The sequence below is a fragment of the Acidimicrobiales bacterium genome (genome assembly GCA_035540975.1).
GTDB lineage: Bacteria > Actinomycetota > Acidimicrobiia > Acidimicrobiales.
In genome coordinates this window covers 1-17,153 of record DATLFN010000067.1, presented here as the reverse complement: position 1 = coordinate 17,153, position 17,153 = coordinate 1, and the positions used below count along the sequence as shown (strand labels likewise).

General features: G+C 73.9%; 18 protein-coding genes. 3 read left to right on the top strand and 15 right to left on the bottom strand.

What is annotated here, in order from left to right; translation table 11 throughout:
* Positions 1-695 (top strand): transglutaminase family protein (locus VM242_08300; GenBank protein HVM05158.1); only part of this gene is annotated, 695 nt, incomplete at its 5' end.
* 36 nt (positions 696-731) lie between these two features.
* Here VM242_08300 and VM242_08295 read toward each other — a convergent pair.
* From VM242_08295 to VM242_08255, 9 genes are all read right to left on the bottom strand, one after another.
* Positions 732-1,196 carry a hypothetical protein gene (locus VM242_08295; protein HVM05157.1) on the bottom strand — a complete coding sequence of 155 codons (465 nt, stop codon included), beginning with the start codon at positions 1,194-1,196 and terminating at the stop codon, positions 732-734.
* Between the two features lie 25 nt (positions 1,197-1,221).
* The gene (locus tag VM242_08290) at positions 1,222-1,893 is read right to left on the bottom strand and encodes a lysophospholipid acyltransferase family protein (protein HVM05156.1); all 672 of its coding nucleotides are present in this window, start codon (positions 1,891-1,893) and stop codon (positions 1,222-1,224) included.
* Between the two features lie 73 nt (positions 1,894-1,966).
* Positions 1,967-2,587 carry a (d)CMP kinase gene (gene cmk, locus VM242_08285; GenBank protein ID HVM05155.1) on the bottom strand — a complete coding sequence of 207 codons (621 nt, stop codon included), beginning with the start codon at positions 2,585-2,587 and terminating at the stop codon, positions 1,967-1,969.
* Positions 2,584-3,870: a 3-phosphoshikimate 1-carboxyvinyltransferase gene (gene aroA, locus VM242_08280; GenBank protein ID HVM05154.1), complete on the bottom strand. Its 1,287-nt coding sequence runs from the start codon at positions 3,868-3,870 to the stop codon at positions 2,584-2,586. Before aroA ends, cmk begins: the two co-directional genes overlap by 4 nt.
* A complete protein-coding gene (locus VM242_08275; GenBank protein ID HVM05153.1) occupies positions 3,867-4,928 on the bottom strand; it encodes a prephenate dehydrogenase/arogenate dehydrogenase family protein in 1,062 nt (353 codons plus the stop codon). The genes aroA and VM242_08275 overlap by 4 nt, the downstream gene beginning before the upstream one ends.
* Positions 4,912-5,280, bottom strand: coding sequence for a chorismate mutase (gene aroH, locus VM242_08270; GenBank protein ID HVM05152.1), 369 nt, complete (start codon positions 5,278-5,280; stop codon positions 4,912-4,914). The genes VM242_08275 and aroH overlap by 17 nt, the downstream gene beginning before the upstream one ends.
* Positions 5,281-5,372: 92 nt before the next feature.
* On the bottom strand, positions 5,373-6,107 hold the full coding sequence (locus VM242_08265; GenBank protein ID HVM05151.1) for a pseudouridine synthase: 735 nt from the start codon (positions 6,105-6,107) through the stop codon (positions 5,373-5,375).
* A complete protein-coding gene (scpB, locus tag VM242_08260; GenBank protein ID HVM05150.1) occupies positions 6,104-6,682 on the bottom strand; it encodes an SMC-Scp complex subunit ScpB in 579 nt (192 codons plus the stop codon). The genes VM242_08265 and scpB overlap by 4 nt, the downstream gene beginning before the upstream one ends.
* Positions 6,679-7,440, bottom strand: coding sequence for a ScpA family protein (locus tag VM242_08255; protein ID HVM05149.1), 762 nt, complete (start codon positions 7,438-7,440; stop codon positions 6,679-6,681). The genes scpB and VM242_08255 overlap by 4 nt, the downstream gene beginning before the upstream one ends.
* Before the next feature lie 50 nt (positions 7,441-7,490).
* Here VM242_08255 and trpS point away from each other — a divergent pair, with 50 nt between their 5' ends.
* Complete coding sequence (trpS, locus tag VM242_08250; GenBank protein ID HVM05148.1) at positions 7,491-8,480, top strand: tryptophan--tRNA ligase; 990 nt, start codon at positions 7,491-7,493, stop codon at positions 8,478-8,480.
* A gap of 185 nt (positions 8,481-8,665) precedes the next feature.
* Here trpS and VM242_08245 read toward each other — a convergent pair whose 3' ends face one another.
* Genes VM242_08245 through ald form a run of 4 tightly spaced genes read right to left on the bottom strand, consistent with a single transcriptional unit; the run spans position 8,666 to position 11,753 of the window.
* Complete coding sequence (locus VM242_08245; protein ID HVM05147.1) at positions 8,666-9,406, bottom strand: site-2 protease family protein; 741 nt, start codon at positions 9,404-9,406, stop codon at positions 8,666-8,668.
* A 16-nt stretch (positions 9,407-9,422) separates the two neighbouring features.
* Positions 9,423-9,761, bottom strand: a complete 339-nt coding sequence (locus VM242_08240; protein HVM05146.1) for a TraR/DksA C4-type zinc finger protein — start codon at positions 9,759-9,761, stop codon at positions 9,423-9,425.
* A gap of 9 nt (positions 9,762-9,770) precedes the next feature.
* The gene (locus tag VM242_08235) at positions 9,771-10,643 is read right to left on the bottom strand and encodes a tyrosine-type recombinase/integrase (GenBank protein HVM05145.1); all 873 of its coding nucleotides are present in this window, start codon (positions 10,641-10,643) and stop codon (positions 9,771-9,773) included.
* The gene (ald, locus tag VM242_08230; GenBank protein ID HVM05144.1) at positions 10,644-11,753 is read right to left on the bottom strand and encodes an alanine dehydrogenase; all 1,110 of its coding nucleotides are present in this window, start codon (positions 11,751-11,753) and stop codon (positions 10,644-10,646) included.
* A 182-nt stretch (positions 11,754-11,935) separates the two neighbouring features.
* On the opposite strand from ald, the gene VM242_08225 reads away from it, so the two are divergent.
* On the top strand, positions 11,936-13,252 hold the full coding sequence (locus tag VM242_08225) for an Ig-like domain-containing protein (protein HVM05143.1): 1,317 nt from the start codon (positions 11,936-11,938) through the stop codon (positions 13,250-13,252).
* A 67-nt stretch (positions 13,253-13,319) separates the two neighbouring features.
* On the opposite strand, the gene VM242_08220 is transcribed toward VM242_08225, so the two are convergent.
* Both VM242_08220 and VM242_08215 read right to left on the bottom strand, forming a co-directional pair.
* The gene (locus tag VM242_08220) at positions 13,320-16,067 is read right to left on the bottom strand and encodes a hypothetical protein (protein HVM05142.1); all 2,748 of its coding nucleotides are present in this window, start codon (positions 16,065-16,067) and stop codon (positions 13,320-13,322) included.
* Between the two features lie 360 nt (positions 16,068-16,427).
* A complete protein-coding gene (locus VM242_08215; GenBank protein HVM05141.1) occupies positions 16,428-17,000 on the bottom strand; it encodes an NUDIX hydrolase in 573 nt (190 codons plus the stop codon).
* Positions 17,001-17,153 lie beyond the last annotated feature (153 nt).

Sequence of the window (17,153 nt, the reverse complement as noted above, 5' to 3'; positions counted from 1 at the left end):
CCCCGTTCCGCTACTGGGACTACTGGGGCACCCTGGTCCACGCGTTCGACGTGGACGAGGCCCACGACCACCTGGAGGTCACCGCCACGTCGCTGGTGGAGACGTCGGCGCCGCCCCGACCGGCCCCGGCCTGCACGTGGGACGACCTCGCCTCGTCGGACGTCACCGACCAGTTCGCCGAGCTGCTCACACCGACCTGGTACGTGCCCGTCGACGACGAGGTGACCCAGATCGCCCGGCAGCTGGCCGGGGGCCGGTCGCCCGAAGGGGCGTGCACGGCGGCCCTGGAGTGGGTGTGCGACAACCTCCGGTACGAGAAGGGCTCGACCACCGTCTCGACCGACGCGCTCGAGGCGCTGCGCCAGCGACGGGGCGTGTGCCAGGACTTCGCCCACGTCCTCCTCGCCATCCTGCGGGGCATGGGGATCCCCGCCCGCTACACGTCCGGCTACCTGCACCCGAGCAGCGGCGCCGAGGTGGGCGAGACCGTCGTCGGGCAGAGCCACGCCTGGGTGGAGGCGTGGCTGGGCGACTGGCTCGCCCTCGACCCCACCAACGCCCAGCCCGTCGGGGACCGCCACGTCGTGGTGGGCCGGGCCCGGGACTACGGCGACGTCTCGCCGCTCAAGGGCATCTACCACGGCGGCCCGGCCGAGTCGCTCGACGTGGTCGTCCGCATCACCCGGGTGGGCTGACCGGACCGGGCGACGTCGGCGGGCCCGCCGGCCCGGTCACACGGCCGTGAACGCGGCGACCAGGGCCGCCAGCAGGATGGCCAGGTGGAGCCACTCGCTGGTCGCCCACGCCCGCCAGCGCTCGGGGACCCCGGCCGGCAGCCCGGCGTCGGGCACGGTGAAGGACAGGGCCGCCATCTGCCCGGCGGCCAGCCCGAGCAGCAGCGCCGACACCGCCATGCCGACCACCGACCAGGTGGTGAAGGCGACGGCTGCCACGAAGCTGGCCAGCACCAGGAACACGAAGGTGACGACCAGCAGGGCGGTCCGGGCCTGTCGGACGCCGCACGCCAGCGCCACCGCCAGGCCGATCAGGAACGGGTGGACCAGCTCGACGCGTGCGCCGCCGTCGCCGGCCAGGCCGACGCCGAGCAGGCCGGTCACCAGCTGGGCCGTGAACCCGATGGCCAGGTAGCTCCCGAGCCGGACGGTGGTCGGGTCGGCGCTGAGCGGGAGGGCCACCGGCGCGTGGGCCGTCGGAACCCGGCTACGAGCCGGCGAGGGCCCGGGCGTCGTCGAACAGCCGCTGCAGCTCGATGTGGAGCCGCTCGCTCAGCTCCCTCACGGCGCGCCGCGACGCCCGCCCCGGCTCCTTGCCCGGCTCGGGATGGAGCGGCGGGCCGACGACGACCGTGCAGCGGACGGGCCGCATCACCCACGACCCCTTGGTCATGGCCCGCTCGGAGCCGCCGATGCCCACTGGGACGATGGGGACGCCGGCCCGGATGGCGAGGTAGGCGGCGCCCTCGGTGATCCCGCCTACGACGGGCCCCGACCGGCGGCCGCCCTCGGGGAAGACGACCAGCGGCTCTCCCCCGGCCAGCACCTCCAGGCATCGGCGCATGGCCGCCCGGTCGGCCGTTCCCCGCTTCACCGGGAACCCCCCCAGGGCGGTGAAGAGCCAGCCCGGGCCCTTCGACTTCCACATCGAGTCCTTGCCCATGTACCGCAGCCGGCGGGTGGTGACGCCGGCGACGAGCGGGGTGTCGATGTTGGACCGGTGGACGGGCGCGAGCACGAAGGCGCCGGCGGGGACGTGCTCACGGCCCACGACCTTGAGCCGCCAGTACACGGTGCAGAAGGCCACGAGCAGGTTCCGGCAGATCCGGTACAGCAGCAGCTGTCCCCGGGTGGGCCCTCCCGGCGCGGGCTGCGTCACCGTCGCCTTCCGCTCTGGCACCGGGAACCGGCGCCATGGCGCCGGTTCCTGGTGCCAGAAGGGCGGGCGGGCGTCACAGCAGCACCACGATGGCGTCGACGACCTCGTCGACGGAGAGGCCGGTGGTGTCGATCACCACGGCGCCGTCGGCGACGACGAGGGGCGACGCCGAGCGCCCCGAGTCCAGCCGGTCGCGGCGGGCCAGGTCGGCCGCCACCTCGGCGCCGCCGGGCTGGCCCGGCTCGCCGGCCCGCCGGCGGGCCCGCTCCTCGTCCGACGCCGTGAGGTACACCTTCACGTCGGCGTCGGGCAGCACGACGCTGCCGATGTCGCGGCCTTCCACCACCGCCCCGCCCCGCGCCGTCACCCACGCCCGCTGGCGGCGCACCAGCTCGGCCCTCACCGACGGGACCTGGGCCACCGCGCTCACCGCCACGCTCACCTCCGGCCCGCGGATGGCCTCGGTGGCGTCGTCGCCGTCCACCAGCACCCGGTCGTCGACGACGATCTCGAGGCGGCGGGCCAGCGCCGACACCGACGGCTCGTCCGACGGGTCGATGCCGGCCCGCAGGGCGGCGAAGGCCACCGACCGGTACATGGCGCCGGTGTCGAGGTGGTCGACGCCCAGCCGGCACGCCACCGCCCGGGCCACCGTCGACTTGCCCGAACCGGCCGGCCCGTCGATGGCGATCACCGGCACAGGCCCTCCAGCGCGTCCTCGAAACCCGGGTAGCTCGTTCCCACCGCTCCCCATCCTGCTATCCGCGTGACCGACCCGTCAGGCGACGCCAGGCCGGCCACGGCCAGGGCCATGGCGACTCGATGGTCGCCGGCCGGGTCCACGTGGCCGCCCCGAAGGGGTGCCCCGCCGGTGACCACCAGGCCGTCGGGGCGCGCCTCGACGAGACCACCGACCGCTCCCAGGGCCGCCACCATGGTGGCCACCCGGTCGCTCTCCTTCACCCGCAGCTCGGCGGCGTCGGCGAAGGTGGTCGTGCCCTCGGCGAAGGCGGCGGCCACCGCCAGCACCGGGATCTCGTCGATCAGGCCGGGCACCTCGTCTCCGCCCACCTCGGTGGCGTGGAGGGGGCCGGAGCGGGCGGCGACGTCCGCCGTCGTGGCGTCCCGGCGCACCACCTCGACGTCGGCTCCCATGCGAGCCAGGACGTCGAGGAACCCGGCGCGGGCCTGGCCGACGTAGACGTCCTCCACCACCACCTCGCTGCCCGGCGTGACGCAGGCCGCCACCACCCAGAACGCCGCCTGGGACGGGTCGCCGGGCACCCGCAGGCGGAACGGGTCGAGCCTGGACGCCCGCACCCGGGTGACGAGCCGGTCGTCGCTCACCTCCACGTCGGCGCCGAACGCGGCCAGCATCTCCTCGGTGTGCGCCCGGGTGACGACCCGCTCGCGCACCACCGTGTCGCCGTCGGCCGCCAGCCCGGCCAGGAGCACGGCGCCCTTGACCTGGGCGCTGGGCTCCGACAGCTCGTAGTCGATGCCCCGCAGGCCGCCCCCGGTGATGCGCAGCGGCGGGAGCACCCGCTCCCCCACGCCCTCCACGGAGGCGCCCAGGAGGCGGAGCGGCCGGGCCACGCGGTCCATGGGGCGGCGGCTCAACGAGTCGTCGCCGGTGAGGGTGGTCGTCCACCGGAGGGTGGCGGCCACGCCGGCCAGGAGGCGCATGCCCGTGCCCGAGTTGCCGAGGTCGAGGTCGCCGCCGGCGCCGGCCAGGCGGTCCCGCCCGCCCCGGACGACGGCGGCACCGTCGCTCGCCTCGGCGACGACCTCCGCACCCAGGGCCCGGACCGCCGCCGCCGTGCGGATCACGTCGTCCCCGGCGGACAGGCCGGTGACCAGTGACGTCCCCTCGGCCAGGGCGCCCAGCAGCAGGGCGCGGTGGGAGATGGACTTGTCGCCGGGCACCCGGATCCGCCCCCGCAGCGCCCGCCCGCCGGGGACCGAGAAGGTCGTCACGACAGCGGCCGGGCCGACGGCCGGTACCCGCGCCCGACCAGGGCGGCGCGCAGGCGCGCCGCGTCCGCCGCGTCCACCACGATCACCAGCACCCCGCGCTCGCCCTCGGCCGAGTGGGCGATCTCGAGATCGGCGATGTTGACGGCCAGCTCGCCGGCCAGCGTGGTCACCTCGGCGAGCACGCCGGGGCGGTCGGCCACCGGGACCCGCAGCTCGGCCAGGTCGTCGGCCCGGGACACCCGGGCCGGTAGGTTCACCCGGGCCGTGCGGGCCGACTCCAGCATGCGGAGCAGCCCCGCCCGGTCGCCCGCCGCCACCACGTCGCGCACGCCGGCCAGGGCGGCCACCAGCCGGTCCATGGCCTCGACGATGGCCTGACGGTTCTCGGCGCAGATGTCGGGCCAGATCCCGGGATGACCGGCGGCGATGCGGGTCATGTCGCGGAACCCGCCGGCCGCCAGCCGCAGCAGGGTGGCGTCCTCGACCGCTCCGTCGGCGGCCAGGCGCATCAAGGCCGCCGCCGTGAGGTGGGGGACGTGAGACACCAGCGCCACCACGGCGTCGTGGCGCTCGGGCGGCACGGCCACCACCGAGGCGCCCAGCGTCGCCACCACCGAGCGGACCCGGGCGTAGGCGTCGGGGTCGGTGTGGGCGGTGGGCGTGAGCACCCAGGTGGCGCCCTCGAACAGCGAGCCGTCGGCGCCCGCCAGTCCCTCCTGCTCGGAGCCGGCCATGGGGTGGCCGCCGATGAAGCGGGGCGACCCCACGGCCGCCACCACCGGCGCCTTCACGCTGCCCACGTCGGTGACGACGCCGCCGTGCGCCACCGCCCGGCGGGCCGCGGCGGCGACCGTCGACACCGGGGTGGCCACGAACGTCAACTCGGCCGACGGGTCCTCGCCCACGGCCGAGAGCACGCCGCGGCGGCGGGCCTCGTCGGCCCGGCCCTCGTCGGTGTCCAGCCCGGTGACGTGCCACCCCCGCTCCCGCAACCCCAGGGCGATGGACGCCCCGATGAGCCCGGTGCCGACGACCTGCGCCCTACCCGGGGAGGTCATCGCGCAGCACGGCCGTCCCCTCGAGGTACACGGCATGGAGGTCGGAACGGGCCTTGTCGGTGGTGATCTGCATGAGGACCCGGATGGTCCGGCCGGGGGCGCCCACGATGTCCAGCTCCTGGGCGCACAGGAGGGGGACGTCGCCGAGGCCGAGACCGCGGGCGGCCTCGGCCGGGAACATGGAGTGGAGGTCGGGAGTGGCGGTGAAGACGATGCTCACCAGGTCGTCGTGGGAGATGTCGTTGCGCTCCAGCATCGTGCGCACCAGGGCCTGGACCCGCTCGGTCACCTGCTCCTTGGTGTCGGCGTCCACCCGGGTGGCGCCGCGCAGCGCTCGGACCGTCGGGGGCACCCCCGGAATCTAGCGGGGGCGGGGCCGGAGCCCCCTCGCCCGGGCCCCTTCCGAACCTGTGGCGGAAACGACTCGGATCCGGGTCGTTGCCGCTACAGGTTCGGGATCCGACGGGCTGCCGCGTCGAGGCCGCGCACCTCGGCGATGGACAGCTCCCGCCACTCCCCCGGCGCCAGGTCGCGGTCGGCGAGGGGGCCGATGCGGGTGCGGACGAGGCGGACGACGGGATGGCCCACCGCCTCGCACATGCGGCGCACCTGGCGGTTGCGGCCTTCGTGGACGACGATGCGCAGGCCGCGGGGCGGCACGACCGCCACCCTGGCCGGCGCCGTCCGCCCGTCCTCCAGGTCCACGCCCTCCCGCAGGCGGCGCACGGCGGCGGGCGACGGCGTGCCCACCACCTCGGCCAGGTACTCCTTCTCCACGCCGAACGACGGGTGGGTGAGCCGATGGGTCAGCTCCCCGTCGTTGGTGAGCAGCAGCAGGCCCTCGGTGTCGGCGTCCAGCCGGCCCACCGGGAATACCCGGGGCTCGCCCGGCACCAGGTCGACCACGGTGGGCCGCCCGTGCGTGTCCGCCGCCGTGGTCACCACGCCCCGGGGCTTGTTGAGCAGGTAGTAGACCTGCCCGGCGCGCACGCCGACGGCCGCGCCGTCGACCTCCACCCGGTCGCGCTCGGCGTCCACCCGCCGTCCCAGGTCGGCGACCTCGCCGTTCACCCTCACCCGCCCCTCGGCGATCAGCTCCTCGCACGTGCGCCGGCTGCCGAAGCCGGCTCGGGCCAGCACCTTCTGGAGGCGCTCGCCCTCGGGCATCGGCGCGGTCACTCCAGGGGCCGCAGCCCCTGCTCGAGCGCCTCCACCACGTCACCTCCGGGGACGAACTCGCCGAGGGGCGGCAGGTCGTGCAGGGAGTCGAGGCCCAGCTTCTCCAGGAACGACGCCGTGGTGCCGTACAGGACGGCCTGGCCCGGGCCCGGGTCGCGGGCCACCTCGGCGACGTACCCGCGCTGCTGGAGCGTGCGCACGACGCCGTCCACGTTCACCCCCCGGATGGCCGACAGCTGGGCGCGCGACACGGGCTGCTTGTAGGCGACGATGGCGAGGGTCTCCAGGGCGGCGGCGGACAGCCGGGCCGACTGGCCGTCCAGCACGAAGCGCTCGATGTAGGGGGCCAGGTCCGGCGCGCTCTGGAACCGGTAGCCGCCGGCCACCCGCACCAGCACGAAGCCGCGGCCCTCCGCCTCGTAGGCGGCGGCCAGCTCGGCGCACAGCTCGTCCACCCGGGCGGGCGTGCACTCGAGCAGCTGGGCCAGCATCGGGGGCTCGACCGGCTCGGCGGCCACCATCAGGACGGCCTCGATGGCCCGCAGGTCCTCGGCCCGCGACGCTGCGGTGGTCACGGGCGAGCCGCCACGGGCGACGCCACCGGCCCCGTCCAGGTCACCCGCAGCTCGCCGAAGTTCGAGGCCTGGTCCAGCTCCACCAGGCCGTCCTTGTACAGCTCCAGCAGGGCGAGGAAGCGCACGATCACCTCGATGCGCTCCTCGATGCCGGCCGTGAGCCGGCGGAAGGTGGTCGGCCCGGTGACGGGGAGGACGGTGGACAGCTCCTCGACCGAGTCGCGCACGCTCGCCTTGATCATGGCCACGTGGCCGAGGTCGACCCGGGGGGGCGGCGGCTTGGGGGCCAGCGCCCGCCGCAGGGCGGACCGGAGGTCGTCGGGGCTCACCCCGGCCAGCACGTCGGGGACGAGGGACAAGAAGCGCTCCTCCATGCCCGCCACGCGCGGCCGCGACAGCTCGGCGGAACCGGCCAGGGCGTCGAGCGCCCGGGCCGCGTCCTTGAAGGTCTTGCACTCCACCAGGCGGGCCAGCAGCAGGTCCCGCTCCTCCCACCGCGCCAGCTCCTCGTCCAGCTCGGCGTCGCGGACGTCGGGCAGGAGCCGGCTCGTCTTCAGCTCGATGAGGGTGGCGGCGATGAGCAGGAACTCCGTCGCCACGTCGAGGTCGAGCCGCTCCATGGCGCCCACGTGGGCCAGGTAGGCGTCCACGATGGCGCTCAGGGACACCTCGTACAGGTCGACCTGCTGCCTGGTGATCAGGTGCAGGAGGAGGTCGAAGGGGCCCTCGAACACCGGGGTGGAGACCTCGTAGGGCACCGGCCGAGAATACCGGCGGGCCCCGGGGGACGGGGGCATACCATGCCGCGATGGCCAGGGTGCTCTCCGGACTGAAGCCCACCGGGCCGGTCACGCTGGGCAATTACCTGGGCGCCCTGCGGTTCTGGGTGGAGGACCAGCACGAGGCCGACTCCCTGTTCATGGTCGCCGACCTGCACGCCCTCACCGTCCCCTCCGACCCGGCGCGCCTGCGGGCGCTCACCGTCGAGTGCGGCCTGTGCCTGGTCGCCGCCGGCCTGGACCCCGAGCTCTGCACCGTGTTCGTGCAGAGCCACGTGGCCGAGCACACCGAGCTGTCCTGGCTGCTCGAGTGCACGGCGCGCATGGGCGAGCTGGGCCGCATGACCCAGTTCAAGGACAAGTCGGCCAAGGGCGGCGAGGAGTCGGCCAGCGTCGGCCTGTTCACCTACCCCGTCCTGATGGCGGCCGACATCCTGCTCTACGACGTCGACCGGGTGCCGGTGGGCGAGGACCAGCGCCAGCACCTCGAGCTCACCCGTGACGTCGCCCAGCGCTTCAACGCCCGCCACGGCGCCGTGTTCGTGGTGCCCGAGGCGGCCGTGCCCCGGGTGGGCGCCCGGGTCAAGGACCTCCAGGACCCCACCAGGAAGATGTCGGCCAGCTCGGAGTCGGTGGCGGGCACCATCCTCGTGCTCGACCCGCCCGAGGTCGTCGAGCGCAAGATCAAGCGGGCCGTCACCGACACCGGGACGGAGGTGCGCTTCGACGTCGAGGCCAAGCCGGGCGTCTCCAACCTGCTCACCATCCTCGGCGCCGCCACCGGCCGCGACCCGGAGACGGTCGCCGGCGACTACTCGCAGTACGGGCCGCTGAAGGCCGACACGGCCGACGCCGTGGTCGAGCTCCTCCGGCCGCTGCGGAAGCGCTACGACGAGCTGGCCGCCGACCCGGCGGCGGCGTCCGCCCTGCTCGCCTCCGGTGCGGCCAAGGCGCAGCCCGTCGCCGCCGCCACCGTCGCCCGGGCCCGCGACGCCATGGGCCTCCTGCCCCGGGGCTGAGCCGGCGGCGGCTCGCCGCAAGGGATTGGGATTGAACTACGTGAGTGAAGAGGCGACGTCGGTCTGCCTGCTCGTCGTGGAGAAGCCGTTGCGAGGACTCGGTTGCGGCCTGTTCGATGGCAGACCGGCGTCGCCTCTTCCGAGCAGGTGGTTCAATCCCAGTCCCTTCCGCTCATCTCGGGGAATCAGCCCAGCAGCTCGTACCAGCCGTCGATGGCGGGCTCGAACACCCGGTTCAGCGCCCCGGGCAGGGCCAGCACGAGGATCAACAGGATCGGCAGCGAGTACTGGCGGACCCGCAGGTAGCCGGGCCACCACCGCGCCGGCAGCAGGCGTTCGACCACGGCCGAGCCGTCCAGGGGCGGCAACGGGAGCAGGTTGAACACGGCCAGCACCACGTTCACCACACCCAGGGCGAAGAGCGCCTCGTGACCGAGGGGCACGTCACCGCCGTAGCCGCCGGTGGGGATCAGCGGCCGCAGTGCGACCGCGGCCGCCAGCGCCAGCGCGACGTTCACCGCCGGCCCGGCCAGGCTGACCAGGAGCGAGTGGTTCCGGGGGTCGCGCATCCTGCTCGGGTTCACCGGCACGGGCTTGGCCCACCCGAACGGCGGCGCGTTGACGAGGACGAGGACGGCCGGCAGCACGATGGTGCCGAAGGGGTCCACGTGGCGGGCCGGGTTGAGGGTGAGGCGGCCCGCCCGGGCCGCGGTGTCGTCCCCGAAGCGCAGTGCCATGGCGCCGTGCGACACCTCGTGCAGGATCACCGACCCGAAGAGCACCCCGAGGAGGAGGGCGGTGTCGGCACCGACGACACCGCGGCGCACGAGCAGCCACACGGCCACGACGCCGAGGACCACGAGGAGGGCACGGCGGCGCCGGTCGGGCTCGGGGCGCGTCGGGGGCGCGGGCTCCTCGGGCTCCACCGTCGAGTCTCGGGGCTCAGCGCTTGGAGGCGCAGTCCATGCACAACCGGGCCGCCGGCTTGGCCTCCAGGCGGGCCGGGTTGATGGGCTGGTCGCAGCCCTCGCACCGGCCGTAGCTGCCGGACTCCAGCTTCTCGAGGGCGTGCTCGACCTCGCCCAGCGTCTCGCGCAGGCTCGCCGCCAGGGCCTCGGCCTCGCCCCGCTCGGCGGTGACCTGGCTGGAGTCAGCGAAGTTGGAGTCGTAGTGGAGGCCACCGCCCTCCCCGAAGCCGAGCTCGGCGAGCTGGCTCACGAGGGTGTCGCGCTCCTCCTCGAGGAGGACGCGCGGATTGATGGAGGGGGCGTCGTTGGCCACGGGGAAAGGCTAGTGGCTGGCAGAGGTGCCCGGGACCGGTCCGGGCCCCGCCCGCGGGTGCCATCGGCGGTAGCGCTCGACCAGCTCGTCGGGCCCGAGGAACACGGGCTGGCCCACCAGCAGCTGCTGGAGGGCGCCCGGCGGGGCGCCGCGCGCGGCCAGGTGGACGGCGAAGGAGTGGCGCAGGACGTGCGGGCCGAAGTGCTCGCCGAGGCCCACCCGGTCGGCCGCCGCCCTCGTGATCGCCCACCCCCACTGCCGGGACAGCGGGCCACCCCGCTGGTTGACGAAGAGGGGCCCGCGCCCCACGGCCATGGCGGCGCGGCCGTTCGCCAGCCACTCGTCGAGCGCCCGCGCCGCCGGGGCGCCGTAAGGGACGGCGCGGGCGCTGCGCCCGCCCAGGCGCGCCACCCCGTCAGCCACGTCGGTGGTGGCGAGGCCCACCACCTCTGAGATGCGGGCCCCGGTGGCGTAGAGCGTCTCCAAAACGGCACGGTCGCGGAGGGAGACGGGGTCGTCGCCGTCGTAGGCGTCGAGCAGCCGAGCGACCTCGTCCTCGCCCAGGACGTTGCCGGCCGGAGGCGTGCGCCCCGGACCGTCCACGTCGCGCGCCGCGTCACTGCCGCACCACCGGTGCAGCGCCCGGACGGCGACCAGGGCCCGGGCCACCGAAGAGGGCCGCCGGCCGGCGGCGTCGAGGGCGGCGACGTAGGAGGCCACGTCGTCACCGTCGGCCCGCGCCACCGACAGCTCCTGCGACGCCAGGTAGCGCTCGTAGGAGGCCAGGTCGCGGCGGTAGGCGGCCAGCGTGTTGGCCGCCCGGTCCTGGGCCGCCAGCGAGGAGAGGAGCGCCTCGGCCTCGTCGCTCAGCGTCTCGGGCACTCAGGCGAGAGCGGTGACGGGGTCGGCGGCCGGGAGGCCGAGGGCGTCCGCCACGACCCGGTTGGTGACGCGCCCCCCCACGGTGGTGACGCCGCCGAGCAGCGCGGGGTCGGCCGTCAGCGCGCCCCGCACGCCTCCTTCCGCCACCTCGAGCACGTAGGGCAGGGTGGCGTTCGTCAGGGCGTAGGTGGACGTGTGGGGCACGGCGCCGGGCACGTTGCCCACGGCGTAGTGCAGCACGCCGTGGAGCTCGTAGACGGGGGCCGCATGGGTGGTCTCCCGCGTCGTCTCCACGCAGCCGCCCTGGTCCACCGCGATGTCCACGATCACCGCGCCCGGCTTCATGGCCCGCACCATGTCCTCGGTCACCACCATCGGCGCCCGCCCGCCGGGGACCAGCACGGCGCCGATCAGGAGGTCGGCCTCGGCCACCGCCCGCTCCACCGCGCCCCGGTTGGAGGCGAGGGTGAGGATGCGGCCCTTGTGGATCTGGTCGACGAAGCGCAGCCGGTCGAGGTTCTTGTCCAGCAGCCACACCTCGGCCTCCATGCCCTGGGCGATCCACGCCGCGTTCCAACCGACGTTGCCGGCACCGATCACCACGACACGGGCCGGGCGGACGCCGGGCGCGCCGCCGAGCAGTACGCCCCGTCCGCCGTTGCCCCGCTCGAGGTAGTGGGCGCCGATCTGGGTGGCCATGCGGCCGGCCACCTCGCTCATGGGCGCCAGCAGCGGCAGGGCGCCGCTGGCCAGCTGCACCGTCTCGTAGGCGAGGGCGGTGGTGCCGGCATCGAGCAGGGCGCGGGCGACGTCGGGGTAGTGGGCCAGGTGGAGGTAGGTGAACAGGACCTGGCCCTCGCGCAGGTGGCCGATCTCGGTGGCCTGCGGCTCCTTCACCTTCACGACCAGGTCGGCGCCCCACGCCTCGGCCGCCTCGACCGTCTGGGCCCCGGCGGCGGTGAAGTCCTGGTCGAGGATGGACGACCCGTTCCCGGCCCCCCGCTCCACCAGCACCCGGTGCCCGTGGGCGACCAGCTCGCGGACCCCGTCGGGGGTGATGGCCACCCGGTTCTCGCCCGTCTTGACCTCGCCCGGCACCCCCACGATCACGCCGCCAGGGTAGGCGGGCGCCGCTGGCCGACGGCGCCATCCGGGTGACGGTCGCGCCGAAGCCGACGCAGGTCATCTTGGGCCTCAAGGGCGCGCCGGGCCGGCCCGATACCGCGGTGGGCCCCGAGTGCGGGGCCGATCCGTGGGTCGCGGCGGGCAGCCGCGCGCCGGAGGGGGAGACCATGCGCAAAGCCCAGATCGCCGCCGTGCTCGCCGTGATGGCCATCGCGGCCGCCGGCCCGCTGCCGTCGCCGGCGCTCGGGGGGCCGAGCTCGTGCCGCGGCAAGAAAGCCTGCACCGCCGACACGACCGCCCCCGTGGTCAACGTCGCCGAGCCCCTTTCCGGCGCAACGGTGGCCGGTGTCGTCCGGGTCACCGGGTCGGCGTCGGACGCCGTCGGCGTGCGGCGGGTCGACGTCGGCATCGACGGTGGCGCCTGGGTGGTCGCCACCGGCACCACCAGCTGGTCGACGTCGGTGGACACCGGCTCGCTCGCCGCCGGCAGCCACACCATCGACGCCCGGGCGGTCGACACCGCCGGCAACGCCACCACGGTCCGGGTGGCGGTGAACGTGTCGTCCCCGACCGCGCCGCCGGCCCCCGTGGCCGACACCGTCGCACCGGCGGTGCGCATCACGTCGCCCGCCGCCGGCAGCCAGGTCGCCGGGCCGTTCACGGTGAGCGGCACGGCGTCGGACGACATCGGCGTCGCCCGCGTCGACGTCCGCTCGGACGGCGGAGCCTGGGCCACGGCCTCGGGCACCACGTCCTGGCAGCGCTCGCTCGACGCCTCGTCGTGGTCCGCCGGTACCCACGTCGTCGAGGCCCGCAGCGTCGACGGCGCCGGCAACGTCTCCCCGCCGGTGAGCGTGTCGGTCCAGGTGGCGGCGCCGGCTCCCCCGCCGCCGTCCGGCGACCCGTCCGTGGCGCCCGACACCCAGGGCACGTGGACGTCGCCCGAGGGCGCCGTCATCGAGGTGGCGACGGCCGGCCCGTTCACGATCCGCGGCGTCTACCGGCTGCTGCTGGAGAACTCGGCCGCCGCCGGCGACCTCGCCGTCATCGCCCCGAACCTCACCATCCGGGTCCAGGACACGTACGTCGACTCGGCCACCACCACCGCCGTCGGTTCTCCGGGCGCGTACACCAGCGTCCGCTCCACGCTGTGGCTCAAGGGCATCGACTCGACCTTCTCACTCCTGCCCGACGCCCAGTTCGCCCACGAGTACGGCCATGCGTGGACCATGCACCACCTCTACCTTGCCGAGGGTGGCGACTGGGCGCCCTACCTCCAGGCCCGGGGACTGGCCGGCGACAACCGGCTCGACACCAGCTACCGCTGGAGCCGTGGAGAGATCGTCGCCGAGGACTACCGGCTGCTGTTCGGGTCGCCGGCTGCGGTCGCGCAGCGCCCGGCCCACATGAACGCGGACATCGCCGCACCAGCCGACGTGGCGGGCCTGCGGGAGTTCCTCCTCGGTCCCTTCCGGACCCGCTAGGCGCACGCGAAGGGGCGCCCGGAGCAACCCGGGCGCCCCTTCCTCGCGGTTGCCTACCGCAGGGTCGTCATGGGCAGAGGGTGTTGTTGTTGTAGCGGTCGAGCGTGTCCGCGTAGGCCAGCGCCTGGTTCCGCAGCGTCAGCGTGGAGCCCTTGACCTTGGGGCCGAGGTAGTCGCCCGTACCGGTGAAGTTGATGGAGTCGAGCAGGGCCTGGCCCTGGTTCATGGCCGTGATCGCCGCCGCGCAGGTGCCGGCGTCGGCCACCACGTTGAGCCGGGCCGCCAGCAGCTGGGCGGCCAGCCCGTACGCCGCGTCGCTCGCCATCTTCTTCCCGGTCAGGGTGCTCTTGGACAGGATGCTGACGCCTTCGGCGCACGTGTCGACCAGGAGGTCGCCGATCAGGATGCCGCCCGCCTCGGCCAGCGTCTCGTCCAGCACGTCGTCCTGGTTGCCCCCGGTGCAACTGCTCCAGTTGCGCCAGAAGCCGATGGTCCGGGCGTCGCCGCCCGGCGGCGGGGTGTTGTTCACGGTGAACGTCCGGTTCTCACCGGGGGCCAGCGTGAACGGCACGCACACCACGCTGTTGTCGGGGTCGGGCAGGTCCGAGCCGGGGACGAAGGCGCCGGCCATGCCCGACAGCGTGCTCTCCCAGCCGGGCAGCATGCCCGTCTCGCACACCTGGTAGGTCCCCGGCTGCAGCGGGTTGGCCCCGTCGAAGTCGACCACCCCGGCTGCGTCGTTGGTGTCCGAGTCCAGGATGGTCCCCAGGCTGGTGGTCGACGCTCCCGTGCGGATGTCGAAGGTGAAGGCGCCGGGAGGCGGCACCTGTCCCGAGGTCGTCTTGACCACCGTCACCGTCGCCCGCTGGGTGTTGGTGAACGTGCACGTGAAGACCCGGCCGGAATCAGCGGGGTAGTTCACCGTGAAGCTGCACCCGACGGCACCCGTCTGGTCGAAACCGGTCCGGGGGGTCTCCGTGACGGAGTAGTTCCCTTCCTCGAGGGGGGTGAGGAAGGTGGCGTTCCCGCCGGCGTCCGTCGTGCGGCACTCGCCCGGGGCCACCGGCGTCCCCGGCCCGAGCAGGCACATCACCCATCCGGCCTGGTTTCCGACCGGGTTGGTCACCTTGACCACCCGGGCACTCGCCGGGCCGAACTGGTTGTTGAACGTGACCGCATTGGCGCAGGTCGGCAGGTTGAGGTTCACGTTGTCGGCCGCCGGCTGCGGCGACCACCCCGGCGTGGTCTGCTCGACCACGTCGTAGGTCCCGGGCGGAAGCGACACGCTCGTGCTCTTGTTGGTCTGCCCGGCGGTGAACGTGAAGCTCACGGTGCGGAGCACGGTGGTCCTGTCGGCGTCGTACACGTCGATTACGAAGGTGACCGTCTCGGCGCCCTGGAGGATGTTCGGGATCGTCTTGTTGATGGTGAGGGTGGTGACGGCCGACGACGTGATGGCGACGTTCAGCGGGCCGGCCGAGGTGGCGAACCCGTCGGCGCCGAGCAGGCTGGCGGTGTCGGAGAGCGTCCCGCTCGTGATGCGCGGCTGGTCGACCCGGACGGTCTTGGTGAAGGTGACCGATCCGTTGCCCGACTGCGGTTCCGACGTCCAGACCACCGGGCCCGTGGTGAAGGTCCCGGCCGTGTAGCCGGTGAACGAGCCGGACGCCCCGCTGACGCCGGTGACGGCGAAGTCGAGACCCGCACCAGTGATGGACTCGGTGTCGCTGATGACGGCGGTGGCGTTCTCGGACGTGCCCGTCGACTGCACGGTCGCCGTCGCCGTCGCCGTCGTGGTGAGGCTGATGGCCGGGTGGCCTGGGACCGGGTCGGTGTAGGTGCCGGTGGCGATGTCGTTGAGGTTCACGGCCTGGCTGGCGTCGATGACGAGCGTGTGCGTGCCGATGGGGGTGACTGCGTTCGGGGCGAGCGTCACGGGATCGAAGATCTTCGTGTCGAGCACGGTCGTGCCCGAGCGGATCACGTCGGTGACGCTGACCACCAGCGGCCGGTGGGCCGGATTGGTGGCCGAGATGCTCGTGACGATCGTGACCTGACCGGACGGCGTGGGGGCGAGCTTCTCCCACCGGATGGTGATCTGCACCTGCTGGGTGCGGGAACCGGTGGCGCTCGAGCAGGTGTCGGCGAAGTGGAGGTTGGCCGGCTGGGCCGACTTGGTCACGTTCCACACATGGCTGGAGCCCTGCGTGGCCGTCATCGTCTTGTCGAGCCGCTGCGGCTGGATCTCCCGGACGGGGATCGACACGTCACGGGCGCCCACACCGCCGAGGGTGAAGTCCTTGTTCGACACGTTGGCGTGCAGCGACGAGCCGGCGTACTTGCTCGAGCCCAGCGCGAGGCGCTGGTAGTAGTCGAGGACGCACGTGGTACCGGGGTCATGGCTCACCGTCAGCGTCCGGTAGATCGACGTGTCCGTCCCGCCCACGCCGGGGGTCTTCGTCTGGAGACCCGACGAGGACACCGCACAGGACGTGTGGGAGAGGGCGGTGTTGATCACGGGGACGGAGATGAAGTCGTATCCCGGGGTACCGCCCTCGATGGCGTCGGCCACGATGTTGATCTCGTACGAGGGCGTCGAGCTGTTGGCGCTGCGCTGGAGCGTGAGCCGGTGGGGGACGAGGTCGAGCTCGTTCCAACCCGAACCCAGGTTCCCGGTCGTGTAGGCGCTGTCCGGGCACACGAACGGCCCCGTCACCGGGTAGACGGTGGCGGAAGCACGGCATCCCTCGAGCCGCTCGGTGATCTGGTCGCCGTCCTGGGCGCCGACTTCCGCGGTGTCGAGCAGGACAGGCACCAGCGCGACGAGCAGCGCTACCGCTACCGCCAGCGCGAGCCGCGGCCGCGCAACTACGACAGAATGGCTTCCTCGGACATTTCCAGTATCGGGCATCGGCCACGCTCCCCTTCGCCGCCCTCGCGTCCGCGGAGAACCAGGCCCACGAAGGGCGAGGGGTCGCCGTGCGGACACCGAGGTTAGGTGTACTCACCCTGAAGGTAGCCGTTATCCGGCGGAATACCACCCTTGTCCCGCAGAAAGCAGAGGGCGCATTTCGAGTAGATGGTGTTCGCCGGGTCGCTCTCCCGCCATCGAGGCACCCGTTGCGCGCTACGAGCGCATTTTCGCCATCGAACCAGCACGGTGCGTGAACGACGCTCAGGGCTGGGCGCCGCCCTGGCGACCCGGTCGCCGCAGCGCCTCTCGCGCCAGGCACAGGCCGATGATCGTCTTGGCGTCGGCGATCCCCCCCGAGGCGATCAACCCCACCACGTCCGACATGGCGACGCGCTCGATGGTCATGTGGGACTCCTCGACGCCCTGCGACGACGTCGCGCACGGCTCGAGGTCGAGGGCCAGGAACACGTGCGAGTGCTCGTCGCAGAACCCGGGCGAGTTGTAGAACTCGGCCAGCTTCTCGATGCGGCCCGCCCGCATCCCCACCTCCTCCTCCAGCTCCCGCCCCGCCGTCACCTCGGGTGGCTCGCCCGACACGTCGCGCTTGCCGGCCGGGATCTCCAGGAGGTCAATGTCGATGGCGGCGCGGTACTGGCGGACCAGCAGCACGGCATCCCCGCCGTCGACCACCGGCACCACCGACACTGCCCCGGGGTGGTGCACCACGTCGCGCTCGAACGTCGACCCGTCCGGGGCGACGTGGGTTCCCACCCCGGCCATGACCAGCGACCCCCGCCACACCTCCCGCTCGGCGACCTTCCGGAACCCGCTCACGGCGCGCGGTCGGAGCGCCCGCGCCCCGGCGGGGGCGTGCTCCCGGCGGCAGAAAGGGGCGCTATGCGCCCGAATCTGCCGCCAAAGCGCCCTCGCCGGGCAAGCTCCGCTAGCGGCTGCGACATCAAAGATCGGGGAGGTGGGGGTTGCGGC